At 64.3% G+C, this 13023-nt stretch carries 14 protein-coding genes and 1 pseudogene; 6 read left to right on the top strand and 9 right to left on the bottom strand.

The window, feature by feature from the left end:
* The coding region (locus I5M_RS05860; protein ID WP_031335520.1) for a DUF3095 family protein at positions 1 to 346 on the top strand (346 nt) is incomplete at its 5' end.
* A gap of 16 nt (positions 347 to 362) precedes the next feature.
* Here I5M_RS05860 and I5M_RS05855 read toward each other — a convergent pair.
* Both I5M_RS05855 and I5M_RS05850 read right to left on the bottom strand, forming a co-directional pair.
* On the bottom strand, positions 363 to 812 hold the full coding sequence (locus I5M_RS05855) for a DUF2147 domain-containing protein (RefSeq protein ID WP_022720548.1): 450 nt from the start codon (positions 810 to 812) through the stop codon (positions 363 to 365).
* Positions 813 to 926: 114 nt separating this feature from the next.
* A complete protein-coding gene (locus tag I5M_RS05850; RefSeq protein WP_022720547.1) occupies positions 927 to 2300 on the bottom strand; it encodes an MATE family efflux transporter in 1374 nt (457 codons plus the stop codon).
* 250 nt (positions 2301 to 2550) lie between these two features.
* On the opposite strand from I5M_RS05850, the gene I5M_RS05845 reads away from it, so the two are divergent.
* From I5M_RS05845 to crcB, 3 genes are all read left to right on the top strand, one after another.
* Complete coding sequence (locus tag I5M_RS05845) at positions 2551 to 3786, top strand: MFS transporter (protein ID WP_022720546.1); 1236 nt, start codon at positions 2551 to 2553, stop codon at positions 3784 to 3786.
* Between the two features lie 163 nt (positions 3787 to 3949).
* Complete coding sequence (locus I5M_RS05840) at positions 3950 to 4546, top strand: superoxide dismutase (RefSeq protein WP_022720545.1); 597 nt, start codon at positions 3950 to 3952, stop codon at positions 4544 to 4546.
* A 147-nt stretch (positions 4547 to 4693) separates the two neighbouring features.
* Positions 4694 to 5068 (top strand): fluoride efflux transporter CrcB, encoded by a 375-nt coding sequence (crcB, locus tag I5M_RS05835; protein WP_022720544.1) that lies wholly within the window; start codon positions 4694 to 4696, stop codon positions 5066 to 5068.
* 95 nt (positions 5069 to 5163) lie between these two features.
* Here the strand turns inward: crcB and I5M_RS05830 are convergent, their stop codons facing one another.
* Together I5M_RS05830 and I5M_RS05825 are read right to left on the bottom strand one after the other, a co-directional pair.
* A complete protein-coding gene (locus I5M_RS05830; protein ID WP_022720543.1) occupies positions 5164 to 5652 on the bottom strand; it encodes a CinA family protein in 489 nt (162 codons plus the stop codon).
* On the bottom strand, positions 5652 to 6560 hold the full coding sequence (locus I5M_RS05825) for a transcriptional regulator GcvA (protein ID WP_022720542.1): 909 nt from the start codon (positions 6558 to 6560) through the stop codon (positions 5652 to 5654). Before I5M_RS05825 ends, I5M_RS05830 begins: the two co-directional genes overlap by 1 nt.
* 111 nt (positions 6561 to 6671) lie before the next feature.
* Here I5M_RS05825 and I5M_RS05820 point away from each other — a divergent pair, with 111 nt between their 5' ends.
* Both I5M_RS05820 and I5M_RS05815 read left to right on the top strand, forming a co-directional pair.
* Complete coding sequence (locus tag I5M_RS05820; RefSeq protein ID WP_022720541.1) at positions 6672 to 6872, top strand: DUF1127 domain-containing protein; 201 nt, start codon at positions 6672 to 6674, stop codon at positions 6870 to 6872.
* Between the two features lie 38 nt (positions 6873 to 6910).
* Positions 6911 to 7531 (top strand): GNAT family N-acetyltransferase, encoded by a 621-nt coding sequence (locus tag I5M_RS05815; RefSeq protein WP_022720540.1) that lies wholly within the window; start codon positions 6911 to 6913, stop codon positions 7529 to 7531.
* Between the two features lie 45 nt (positions 7532 to 7576).
* Here I5M_RS05815 and I5M_RS05810 read toward each other — a convergent pair whose 3' ends face one another.
* The 5 genes and pseudogenes from I5M_RS05810 to I5M_RS05790 form a co-directional block, all read right to left on the bottom strand.
* Entirely contained in the window at positions 7577 to 9049 is a 1473-nt protein-coding gene (locus tag I5M_RS05810; protein WP_022720539.1) for an amidase, read from the bottom strand.
* Between the two features lie 518 nt (positions 9050 to 9567).
* Positions 9568 to 10449, bottom strand: coding sequence for a hypothetical protein (locus tag I5M_RS05805; RefSeq protein WP_031335519.1), 882 nt, complete (start codon positions 10447 to 10449; stop codon positions 9568 to 9570).
* A 120-nt stretch (positions 10450 to 10569) separates the two neighbouring features.
* A complete protein-coding gene (locus I5M_RS31235) occupies positions 10570 to 10743 on the bottom strand; it encodes a DUF1328 domain-containing protein (RefSeq protein ID WP_022720537.1) in 174 nt (57 codons plus the stop codon).
* Positions 10744 to 10891: 148 nt separating this feature from the next.
* Complete coding sequence (locus tag I5M_RS05795; protein WP_022720536.1) at positions 10892 to 12436, bottom strand: acyl-CoA synthetase; 1545 nt, start codon at positions 12434 to 12436, stop codon at positions 10892 to 10894.
* Between the two features lie 273 nt (positions 12437 to 12709).
* Positions 12710 to 13023 (bottom strand): annotated as a pseudogene (locus I5M_RS05790) (acetyl-CoA C-acetyltransferase); the annotation flags it as partial.

Genomic DNA, 13023 nt, shown 5'->3' with positions numbered 1-13023 from the left:
CTTCACGCTGCTGGCCTACGTGCTGATGCGTTGGCGAATTCCGCTCGGCGGATTCGATCCCGGCAAGTACGTCGCGGAACTGGTGGAGAATTCGGACTTCCGCAAATACGACGACGCGCTGCGGATGATCCTCGATTGTTCGCCGCAGCTCGCCGAAGCGATCGAGCGGCACCTGTCATCCGCAGCAGCAGCCGGCGTCGTGCGCTACGGCCTGTTTCGGCAGGACGCGGCAATGATCACCTGCTTCACGCCGTCGCCGACGCGCAGTGATCACGTGCATTTCGTCGATGGCGCCGGCGGCGGCTATGCGTCCGCCGCGATCGCCCTGAAGGCGATGAAGGCTTGAGGCCGCGCGGCGGCGCTCAGCGCGTTTCGGTCCAGGTTTCGCCGCCGCACAGCGCGCCAACGCAGCCTTCGACCCGCAGCGTGCCGGGGCCGGTGTGCGAGATGCTGCTCTCGTAGGTCTTGCCATCGTCGGCATTGTAGATGTGGCCGGACCATTTGCCCTGCGACACCGGCCGCATGTCGCTGAAGATCGTCAGCCCGATCACCTGACGAGTCGCGCGCGCCGGGTCGGGATTCTTGTCGTCGATCTGCGGCTTGCCGGTTTTCGGATCGATCGGATCGCGTAGCCACACGATCGTGCCGCACAGCGCGCCGCCGCAGCTCTTGATCCGGACCTTGGCGTCGCCGGCCTGGGTCAGCCAAGTGCCTTGCGGCCCTGCCGATTGCGCCTGCACCGTGGCGGGAACCAGAGTGGCAGCCGAGAACACAGCGAACAGGACGGCGGCAACAGCGGTTCGGACAGACATGCATCCTCCAGGCGATCGGTCGGACAGCGCGCGCGGCGCGAGGGGGTGGGGATAGCCAGAGCAGCCGACTAACGCAACGTGGTCAGCGATGCAGGGCTGCAGAGCTGCTGCGATTCACTTGACCCAACGTGTCAGGTGGACCGCCAGCGCCGTACCCAGCCCGTACACCACCATGGCGCCGGCGACCAGCGCATAGAGCGCGTAGGGCGGGGCTCCCGTTGCGATCAGCGCCGTGCCGCCGATCGCGACCATCAGCAGCCGTGCGGTCGAGGCCAGCACCGGCCCGCCGACCTTGGCGGCGCCTTGGGCAGAAAAATACAGCGTCACGCCGATTCCAAAGAAGGCGAAGCTCGGCCCGGCGAGATGGAAATAGGAAAACGCAGCCGCGGTTACTGCGGCATCGGAAGTGAACAGCGCCACCCACAGCGATGGCCAGATCGCCAGCACGATCCCGACAAGTCCGACCACGACAGCCGACACGCCGCCTGCGGTCCAGGCGACGCGGCGGGCGCGAGCGACGAGGCCGGCGCCCATTGCCATGCCGACCATCGGGATCGAGGCGACGCCGAACGCGAAGGCGACCGGAATCAACAGAAACTCCAGTCGCGAGCCGATGCCGTAGCCGGCCAGCGCAGTGGTGCCGTAGCTGGCAACGATCCTGGTGAAGATCAGGATGGTCAGGATGGATTGCAGCGGCGCCAGGCAGGACATCGCGCCGACCTTGAGAATGTCGATGAACATCGTGCGCTGAAACTGAAAGCCGCGCAGCTTCGGCTTCAGCCGTCCGCGTCCGCTCGCCAGATGACCGAGCAAAAACACCGCGCCAAGCGTGAAGGCGATGAGCTGACCGGAAGCGACGCCCGGCATGCCGAGTCGCGGCATCCCGAACAAGCCAAGGCCGAGCGTGCCGCCGATCACGATCTGCGCCGCCGCGACGCCGATTTGCACGGCCGATGGCAGCGCCATGTCGCCGGTTCCGCGCAGCACCGAGGCCAGCGTGTTGACGAGCCAGATCGACACCGCGCCGGAGAACAGCACGGTCGCGTAGCTGCAGGCCTGCTCGAGCACGCCGCCATGTCCGCCGAGCAAGGTGAACAATTGGCGGCCGAACACCAGCATCATCAGCATGAAGACGATGCCACCACAGAGGCCGATGAGAATGGCGTGTAGCGCCAGTACCTCGGCCCGCACGCGGTCGCCGGCGCCGAGCGCGCGACTGATCGCGCTCGACACGCCGCCGCCCATCGCGCCGGCGGACATCATCTGTGTCAGCATCGAAAAGGGAAATACCAGCGCAATTGCAGCCAGCGGCTCGGTGCCGAGCCGGCCGATATAGGATGTCTCTGCCACCGCGACGAGCGCGGTGCCGAGCATCGCAATCGTGTTCGGCAATGCCAGGCGGAGCAGGGTGGGCAGGATCGGCGCGGTGAGCAGCTGATTAGCGGGCGGGGCGGCGGGCGCGGATAGCACCGGTGCGTCGATCGTCATGCGTCCCCCTGCGCCGCGACGGCGCGGCGTTGTATTATGGGCGACATATTAAAGGGGCGGGGCCGAGCGCGCAAGCTCTCCACATTATCGGGAGCAGCAATCCTCCGGGCGCAGGCGCTGCAGCGGTGCTCGTCTCGGCCGGCCCCGAACCTCTGCACGCAGCGCAGAACCCCGATCCTGCCGCAAGGATGGTCAACTGATCCAAAATGATGCATATGCATGGACAAATATTCTACGGAGAGGGATCGCCATGAAGGCCACCGAGCTCAGCTCGTCGCAGCGCTGGTCTATCCTGATCGGCGCATCCGTGCTGCTCAGCCTGGCGATGGGCATGCGCCAGAGCTTCGGGCTGTTGCAGCCGTCGGTGATCCGCGACGTCGGCATCACCAGCGCGGATTTCTCGCTGGCCACTGCTCTGCAGAACATCATCTGGGGCCTGACCCAGCCGTTCGTCGGGCTGTTCGCCGATCGCTACGGCTCGCGCTGGGTGATGGTCGGCGGCGTCGTGATCTACGCGCTCGGTCTGGTGCTGATGATGGTCGCGCCATCGGCCTTGGTGTTCACGCTCGGCTGCGGCGTCTGCGTCGGTGTCGCGTTGTCTTGCACGGCGTCGAGCCTGACCATGACGGTGACGTCGCGCACGGTGTCGCCGGCCAAGCGCAGCATGGCGATGGGCGCGGTGTCGGCTGCCGGTTCGTTCGGCCTGGTGATTGCTTCACCGCTGGCGCAGGCGCTGATTTTCACCTCGGGCTGGCAGATGGCGCTGGTCGGTTTCCTCGGTCTCGCCGCAGTAATGCTGCCTTCGGCCTTCTCGGCCGGCGCTGCCGACAAGATCGATATCGATCGCTCCGACGATTCGCAGCAGAGCGCCGGGCAGGTCATCCAATCAGCGCTCGGCCATTCGGGCTTCATGGTGATGGCGATTGCGTTCTTTGTCTGCGGCCTGCAGCTCGTCTTCATCACCACGCATCTGCCGAACTATCTGGCGATCTGTGGGCTCGATCCGTCGCTCGGCGCCACTGCGCTGGCGGTGATCGGCCTGTTCAACATGTTCGGCTCCTACGCGTTCGGCTGGCTCGGCGGCAAATTCCCCAAGCAGTATCTGCTCGGCGGCATTTACATCGTGCGCTCGCTGACGGTCGCGGCCTATTTCTACTTCCCGGCGTCGGCGACTTCGACGCTGGTGTTCGCTGCCATTATGGGTTCGCTGTGGCTCGGCGTGATCCCGCTGGTTAATGGCCTCGTCGCCCAGCTGTTCGGCCTGCGCTTCATGGCGACGCTGACCGGCATCGCCTTCTTCAGCCATCAGGTCGGCTCGTTCATCGGCGCCTGGGGCGGCGGCGTGATCTACGACCATCTCGGCAGCTACGACCGCGCCTGGCAGGCGGCGGTGCTGGTCGGCCTGATCGCCGGTTGTGCACAGTTGTTGATGAACGTGCGGCCGCCGCGCCGGCGTGACGAGATGGCGCTCCCGGCCGTGGCCTGAGGCCCGCCGGCCGCTGGTAACCACTTCATGCGACAGCGGTATTTTGCTGTCAAAGTGGGCAATTTGGCATGTTGCAATTCAGAATAGATATTGGGTCCGTCCCTGGAACCTTCTATAAGAGGCATCGTTGAGACGCCGTCCCCCACCAGTGTGGAAATGAACCATGACCTTCTCGCTTCCCGAATTGCCGTATGCCTACGACGCGCTGCAGCCGTACATGTCGAAGGAGACACTCGAATATCACCACGACAAGCACCATCAGGCCTATGTCACCAACGGAAACAATCTGCTGAAGGGCACTGAATTCGAGGGCAAGTCTCTCGAGGAGGTGGTGAAGGGTTCGTTCGGCAAGAACGCCCCGTTGTTCAACAACGCCGCGCAGCACTACAACCACATCCACTTCTGGAAGTGGATGAAGCCGAACGGCGGCGGCACCAAGGTGCCGGGCGCGCTGGCCAAGAAGATCGACGAAGACCTCGGCGGCTTCGAGAAGTTCAAGGCCGATTTCGCCGCCGCCGGCGCCGGCCAGTTCGGCTCGGGCTGGGCCTGGCTGTCGGTCAAGGGTGGCAAGCTCGAGATCTCCAAGACTCCGAACGGCGAAAATCCGCTGGTCCACGGCGCCACGCCGATCCTCGGCGTCGACGTCTGGGAGCACTCCTACTACATCGACTATCGCAACCGTCGCCCGGACTATTTGAAGGCGTTCGTCGATAGCCTGATCAACTGGGAATATGTCGAGGAGCTGTTCTCCAAAGCTTGACGTTTGGAGACCCGAGCATCCGATACAATTGGAAGGCGGCCCATTGTGGCCGCCTTTTCATTTGAATGGCAGTGCGGAGGGCGGCGGCTTGCGGTGCCGGCGCAGCTGAGGCAAGACGGAAAAGCGCTCGGCTCGGAGAGATCTGAAATGGCTTATCTGCTGGTATTCGTGGGCGGCGGCATGGGGGCGATTTGTCGCCATTTCATCAATACGCTCTTCGGGCGCCTGTTCGGCACCTCGTTTCCCTACCACACCTTTTTCATCAACGTGACCGGCTCGATCGTGATGGGGCTGATCGCCGGCTATCTGGCCTTTAAAGGCGGTTCGTCACAGCACGCCCGGCTTTTCATCATGACCGGCATTCTCGGCGGCTACACCACCTTCTCGGCATTCTCGCTCGATGCCGCGCTGCTCTACGAGCGCGGCGCGGTCGGACTTGCCGTGGTCTATGTGTTGGGTTCTGTCGTGCTGGCGCTCGCCGGCCTGTTCGCCGGCATGGCCTTGGTACGCGCGCTGACTTGAGTCTCGTCAGTTTTTGAGACTTTCCACCCGATCGACGTCATCCTTCGAGGCTCGCTGCGCTCGCACCTCAGGATGACGGCAGTGCGCGCAGCTAATCACGCCGCCGGCGTCATCGTCCGCAGCAGAAACGACAGAGCTGTCGAGGCGAACACGTGCATGTTGTCGACGCGGTCGTCGCTGGCGGTTTCCAGCGTCATCACCGCATGCGCGGGGCCGGCGACCGCGATGCAGGTGTGGCCGGCCGCGTCGCCGTAGCGGTTGCCTTTCGGTCCGGCGGCACCGGTCTCCGACAATGCCCAATCAGCGCCGAGCCGCTCGCGCATCTGCCTTGCCAATAGCTCCGCATAAGGTTCGGAGGACGAGCGCAGGCCCTTCATATCGGGATCGGGAATATCCATCAGCACTCGCCGCGCCTCGCGGGTGTAGACCACGGCCGAGCCCAGGAAGTACGCGGAGGCGCCTGGGACTGCGAGCAGCGCCGCGGCGATCAGTCCGCCGGTCGAGGATTCGGCAACCGCGATCGTCTGCTTGTTGGCGATCAGCCGCAACGCGACCCGTTCGGCCAGAGGCAGCAATTCGCGCATCAGCTTTCGTCCTTTGCATTGCCGGTGATGGTCAGCAACCAGCGCCTGAACGCCGTCAACTTCGGCGAATCGGCGCTCGCCAGCGGTGATACCAGATAAAATCCCCACTCGTCCGGCAAGGCGATATCGAACGGCACCACCAGCCGGCCCTGAGCGATGTCGGCCTCGACATAAGCGGTGCGGCCGATCGCGACGCCGAGGCCGTCGATCGCGGCCTGCACGGTCATGAAGGTCATGTCGAACGACAGCCCGCGACGCTTGGAAATGTCCGGCGGCAACCCCGCCGCGGTGAGCCATAGCCGCCAGTCGTCGGCGTAGCCGGCGCTCGTCGACAGCAGCGTGTGCTCGGCGAGATCCTGCGGGCGCCGGAGCGGGTTCGCGCCCTTCAGTAGGGCCGGGCTACATACCGGAAACAACTCGTCGGCCATCACCCAATCGGAGCGCAGCCCCGGCCATCGGCCGCGGCCGTAACGGAGGCCGGCGTCGATGCCGTCCTTCGCCAGATCGACCAGCGCCGACGATGTCGTGATGCGTACATCGATGCCGGGATGCTGCTCCTGAAATGCCGGTAACCGCGGCACCAGCCATTTGGCGGCCAGCGACGAGATCGTCGTCACCGTCAGCACGTTGTCGTCATTGGTGCGCCGAAGCCGATCGGTGGCGAGCCGCAGATCGTTGAAGGCGGCGCGGATGCCGGGCAGGTAGTCCCGCGCCTGCGGTGTCAGTTCCAGCGCGCGGTTCTGGCGGACGAACAATTTGACGCCGAGCTCCTGCTCGAGCCGTTTGATCTGATGGCTGATCGCCGTCTGCGTGACGTTGAGCTCAGTCGCGGCGAGCGTGAAGCTCAAATGCCGCGCGGCGGCCTCAAAGGCGCGAAGCCCGTTCAGAGACGGCAGCCGGGCGCTCACCTCAGCCTCTCAATCATGAGGTTATCTCATCCGATGCTGCTCAAAGTGTCGTTTGTCGAAAGCTCGGAATATATCGATATTTCTTGCAGAAAATAGCTTTAGGAGGTCACGATGTCCACCTGTGCTTCCCAGACGATGACAAATCATCATGTTGGCGCGCTGTCCGAAATCGCCCAAACATTGCGGCGGTGGGGCCGGCGGGCCCGCGAGCGCACCGAACTTGCGCGGTTCTCCGAGCGCGAACTGCACGATGTCGGGCTGTCCTGGGGTGAGATGCTCCACGAGGTCGACAAGCCGTTCTGGCGGCAGTGATCAGCCAGCGAATCCTTTGACCGGCCGGAGTATTCGACATGGCTTCCGCGCTCGAAACAGCTTTCGATCCGCACGCCCTTGCCGGCCACGTCGATAGCTTGACGTTGCCTTCCGGCCGCAAGCTGATGCTGCGCTTTGCCCAGCCTGACGACAGTGATCGGCTGCAGCGCTATTTCCGGTCGCTGTCGCAGGCGTCGCGACACAATCGTCTGATGAGCGGTGCGCCGGAGCTGCCTGCGCCTCAGCTCGACAGGTTCGTGCATAGCGGCGAGGCTGACGCTTACACGTTGATTGCATCGATGGCGGACGATGACAGTGACGACGTGATCGGCGAGGTTCGCTACGGACACTTTGGTCCCGACGTCGAGTTCGGGCTGTCGGTCGCCGATCGCTGGCGCGGGCAGGGCATCGGCTCGGTGATGCTGGCCAATCTGGAATGCCGCGCTGCTGCGCTCGGTGGCGAGCGGCTGTTCGGCGATACGCTCCGCTCCAACTCAGCGATGATCTCGCTGGCCCGGAGCAGCGGCTATCAGTTCAGCCCGACGCCTTACGACTGGAAGCAGGTGCGACTCGAAAAGCCCGTCACCTATCTGCCGCTCGACATACCCTGCACCACCTGGCGTCTCGCCGCAGGTGCCCGGCGAAGCATCGGCGTGTAGCCGGCCGTCGCTGCGTTCGCCGCAGCGACGGCTTTGTATCCCCGATTAGTTCGCGAACTGCTTGGGCGGCTTGAAACCGCCGACCTCGCGCTCGATCAGTTCGGCGAGCTTGAGAGGCGTGCGATCCTCCAGCCACGGGCCGACGATTTGCACGCCGATCGGCAGGCCGTCGTTCGACATCGCGATCGGCAGCGCGGTCGCCGGCAAGCCGGGGAGCGTGGCGATGCCAGGCCACACCAGCTGGTCGACATAAGGATACGGCTTGCCGTCGATCATGATCCGGCGATCTTCCTGCGGCTCGCTATGATCTTGCGGATAGGCCGGCGTCGGCATCACCGGGCAGATCACCGCGTCGAAGCTCTTGAACAGCTCGCGCCACTGCGCACGCAGGCCGATGCGGCGGCTGTCGGCAATCACCCAGTCGCGATGATTGAGCACGATGCCGCGCAGCCGCTCGGCAGCGAGGCTGTCGTCGGTGGCAGCCAAGCCGGCTGCCATCGCCTGTGCGCCGGCATAGACGTCCGGCGGGAAGCTAGCCGCCAGGAACGACAGCAGCATCCGCATATAGAGCCGCGACGTCTCGGCCAGATCAGGCAGCAGCGGCGTACTGCGCGTGATCGTCACGCCCGCTTTGGTCAAGCTGCTGGCCAGCGTCTGGATTGCCCCATGCACGGCCGCGCTGGTCGGCAGGAGCGGATGCTGATCGAGCAGCAACACCCGGAAATCCTTCAGCGCATTGTGCCGCGGCGCCGGCAGGTCGAGCTTGTAGGCGACGCCGTCGAACTCCGGATCGGTGCCGGCGATCACGTCCAGCAACAGCGCCAGATCGGCCGCCGAGCGCGCCATCGGCCCGATCACCGAGAGGTCGCGATTGGACGGCAGCGGCGGCAGCCCCGGCGGGGTATGGCCGCGCGCCGGGCACAGCCCGAAGGTCGGCTTGTGGGCGTAGACGCCACAATGGAACGCCGGCACCCGCAGCGAGCCGCCGATGTCGGAGCCGAGCGACAGCGCGCCATAACCCGCGGCAAGCGCCGCCGAGGAACCGCCCGAAGAGCCGCCCGGGGTACGGCTCAGATCATAAGGATTGTTGGTCGTGCCGTAGATTTCGTTGTAGCTCTGCCAATCGCTGAGCGCGACCGGCACGTTGGTTTTACCGACGATCACGGCACCGGCGCCTTTGACACGCTCGATCGCCAGCGCATCCTCCTTGGCGACGAAGTCCTTCTGGTCCGGAAAGCCCCATGTGGTCTTCAGCCCGGCGACGTTGAAGCTTTCCTTCACCGTCATCGGAATGCCGAGCAGCGGCGCACGGCTGCCACCGGCCAGCGCCATGTCCGCTGCGCGCGCGCTCTGCAACGCACGGTCGAAATCGCGGACGCAGATCGCGTTGATCTTGCCGTCGTGGCGTTCGATGCGCGCGATGGCGTCCTGCGCCAATTCCACGGCCGATACGGTCTTGGCCCGCAGCGCGGCAGAAAGTTCGGTAGCAGTGGCGAAGGTCAAAGAAGGATCCGGCAAGGCGCTTGTCTCCGGTTGTCAGGAATCGGGATGCGGCGACTATACGCGAACCGCTTTCAATTGCGACGACCATGTGCGCTGCCGCAATTGAGGTGATGCGACTGGGGCTGCAGTTTCCTGACAGCGGACTGACAAAAGCGGTACACCGTGCGCAGAACAATGTGATACAAACTACGTTTGATTTGCATCAAAGATTTTACATGCATCAGAATGATCTGATTATCATGTACGTAAATAATCAGATTCGAGTAGTAAGTATTGACAGATAGTCGGCGCGTTTATGCAGGGCCGGTAGCAAATTTAAGATCGCGAATCGTTTGCTATCTGCAATTACGCCGGTGACACGTTGGCGCCGCAAGGTAAGAGCACGTTCATTCTCTACTCGATCATTCTGTTCTGAGCGGAAAAGCGCGGTGGTTTCTCCGTTCGCCCGTGTCTCCCTTGACTTGAAGCTCCGTGCCTCGGCCGGAGCTTCATCTTTCTTTAGGCCATGGGAGATCCGATAAGGCTCGCTGAGTTCAACCGCCGCGGAAATCCTGCGGGGTGAAGTCGAGGTCGAGCACTTTCCACTCCTTGTACTTGTCGGGCGGCAGCATGTTGTAGGGCTGGCAGGAGTCGAGCGCCGCCATCGCTCCCCTCATAAGCGCCGGTCCCTTGGTTGAAGCCGTGCCTTGGATCATCATCGGCTCCTGCGCCAGGCGTCCATCAGGCTGCAGCGCAACCCGCAGTACGATCTTCACATTGTCGGAGCGCTCGAGGCCTGGCGGCAGCGGCGCGCAGGATTTCAGTTTCTTGCGCAGCGCTGCTACGCTCTCGGCGCTGATATTCGCTGCCATCTCGGCCGGCGCGTCGAAGGCAGGCCCCTCCGGCAGCCCGAGCGCCACCGAGTATTTGACCGTGATGTCCGGCTCCTGCGGAATTGCTGCCGGATACGGCTGCGTGCCGGCCTGAGCGGACGGCGGCTGCGCCGGCTGTTGCTCTGCCGGCTGCGGCTGCGGAGCAGGGGAGGGCTGTTGCGGCTTGGCCGGCGCAGTCTCTGCCTTTTGCTCCGGTTTCGCCTCGGGTGGCCTCGGCTCCGGTTGCTTTGTCTCGGGAGGCTTGGTCTCCGCCTGTTTGGTCTGCGGCGGTTCAGCCCTCTGTTGTTGCGGTTGTTCGGTCGGCTTGCTCGAGACGTCGAAGTCGAGCCTCGGCTCGGGCTTGTCCTCGGCAGGCTTCTCGACCGGCTTGGGCTCGGGCGCCGGCGGCGCTTCGTCGGCCGTCACGACATCGACGGCAACCTGCTGCTCGGGGGCATCGGCAAACGGGTGCACCTCGGCAAACAGCAGCACCGCTCCGGCCAGCACCACATGGGCGAGCACCGAAGCGGCAATGCCAGAACGATTCTGTAACCAGGGTGGCATCGCGAGACCGGGACAAAAGCTGCCCCAGCATAGCGCGTCACGCGGCGCGATGAAGCTGCGACATGGCGCCGGAGAGACCGAATTGAAGGCACTCTCGCCGGGATCCCATCCGCCGCGGCGTCAGAACACCAGCTGTCCGAGCGCGAACGCCAGCACCAGGAACAGCAGGAAGATCGCGATGGCGACGAAGAACAGCCAGCGAGAAATGGTCGCAGCGCCGCTGGCGATGCCGGTGAAGCCGAAGAATCCCGCCACCAACGAGATCACGAAGAAGATCAGGGCCCATTTCAACATAGAGGAAGTCTCTCGGTCGGTTTGCCGGCCGCCGGCGCGGCGGCCTGAGTTTCGCAGCAGGAACACGCGGACAGACCCGGAAGTTCCCGCGGTTGTGCTGCTTCACTCACAGGCCGGCGCCTGCCGTCTCCGTCCGAACGCGCCGGAGTCAGGCGCTGACGGCTTCCTTCTTCGGCCAATAACGCTCCTTGAGGTGGCGCTTGACCAGCTTGCCGGTCGGCGTGCGCGGCAGCTCGGCCTCGAAGTCGATCGTGCGCGGGCATTTGATCGGCGACAGCTTGGTACGGCAGAAGGCGATGAGGTCCGCGGCGCGGTCGTTGCCCGGCGGGACGCCGTCGCGCAGCTGCACCACGGCCTTGACCTCTTCGCCCATCTCCTCGTTCGGCACGCCGAACACCGCGACGTCGGCGACGTCGGGATGAGTCAGCAGCACGTCCTCGGTCTCCTGCGGATAGATGTTCACGCCGCCCGAGATGATCATGTAGCTCTTGCGGTCGGTGAGATACAGGAAGCACTCGGTGTCGAGATAGCCGACGTCGCCGAGCGTCGACCAGCCCTTCTCGTTGTAGGCGCGCTTGGTCTTCTCCGGATCGTTGTGATAGCTGAACTGCGGCGCGTCGGCGAAGTACACGGTGCCGATCTCGCCGGTCGGCAGTTCCTCGCCGTCTTCGCCGAGTATCTTGATGGTGCCGACCACGGACTTGCCGACGGTGCCGCGATGCGTCAGCCATTGCTGCGAGGTCGAGACCGTGACGCCGTTGCCTTCGGAGCCGGCGTAGTACTCGATCAGGATCGGCCCCCACCATTCGATCATCTTGGCCTTGACGTCGACCGGGCAGGGCGCGGCGGCGTGGATGGCGCCTTTCAGCGACGACACGTCGTAGCGCGTGCGGACGTCGTCGGGCAGCTTCAGCATGCGAACGAACATCGTCGGCACGAGCTGCGACTGCGTGACCTTGTACTTCTCGACCAGCGCCAGGAACTGTTCGGCGTCGAAATGCTCCATGATGATCGAGGTGCCGCCGAGCGTCGTTGCCATCATGTTGAAGCGCAAGGGAGCTGCGTGATACAGCGGCGCTGGCGACAGATAGATGCTGTTCTCGCTCATGCCGCACATCTTCTCGCACAGCACCCGCAGAAACGGATTCGGCTGATCGATGGCGTTGGCTTCGAACGCCTTCTTGATGCCCTTGGGCCGGCCGGTGGTGCCGGACGAATACAGCATGTCGGTGCCGGCGACTTCGTCGGCGATCGGCGTCTTGGGCTGCGCGGCGAGTTCCTTGTCCCACGACCGGAAGCCGGCCGCCGGCTCGTCGACCATGAAGAACTGCACGTTCGGCATTGCCGACACCAGCGGCGAGATCGCCTTGGTGCCGTGCGGCGAAGTGATCACGACCTTGGCGCCGCAATCCTGGACGATGTAGCCGATCTCGTCCTCGGTGAGATAGCGGCTGATCGCCGTGTAGTAGAGGCCGGAGCGCTGCGCGGCCCAGCAGATCTCCATGAATTCGAGCCGGTTTTCCATCAGCAGCGCGATGTGGTCGCCGGCCTTGAGCCCAAGCGCGCGGAACAGCTGCGTGCCCTGGTTCGAGTGCTCGTCGAGCTCGCGATAGCTGATGGCCTTGCCGGTGCCGGCCATCCGATAGGCGATCTTGTCCGGATTGGTGCGCGCGTGAATCGACGGGTGCGTCATGGTCGTTTCCTCGGTGGTGATGCGGCGGATTTTTCCGCTCTGTCGGTTTGTCCCGGCGCACTGCGCGAACGCGGCGCAACTGCCTACGGGCCTTGGTGGTATCGGTCGGGTAGCGACGGCACGTTGCGTGTCGCCCTCACCCCGACCCTCCCCCGCAAGCGGGGGAGGGGGAATTAGCTATTGTGTCGCGCAGCTGCCTGACTCACAGCGCGCTCCCTCTCCCGCTTGCGGGAGAGGGCTGGGGTGAGGGCGCCGCGCGCCACAGCGTTCGTGCTAAAGCCTCTCCACGATCGTCACGTTCGCCATGCCGCCGCCTTCGCACATGGTCTGCAGGCCGTAGCGCTTGTTGTGCTGCTTCAGGGCGTGGACCAGCGTGGTCATCAGCTTGGTGCCGCTGCCGCCCAGCGGATGGCCGAGCGCGATCGCGCCGCCATTGACGTTGAGCCGTGCCGGATCGGCGCCGGTGGCCTTCAGCCAGGCGGTCGGGATCGAGGCGAAGGCCTCGTTGACCTCAAATAGATCGATGTCGTCGATCTTCATGCCGGCCTTCTTCAGTGCGTATTCGGTGGCGGGCAGGGAGCTCCAGC

Origin of the sequence: Rhodopseudomonas sp. B29 (assembly GCF_000333455.1) — a bacterium.
In the GTDB taxonomy this organism is placed as follows: domain Bacteria; phylum Pseudomonadota; class Alphaproteobacteria; order Rhizobiales; family Xanthobacteraceae; genus Rhodopseudomonas.
This window is presented reverse-complemented; position numbering and strand designations above follow the sequence as displayed.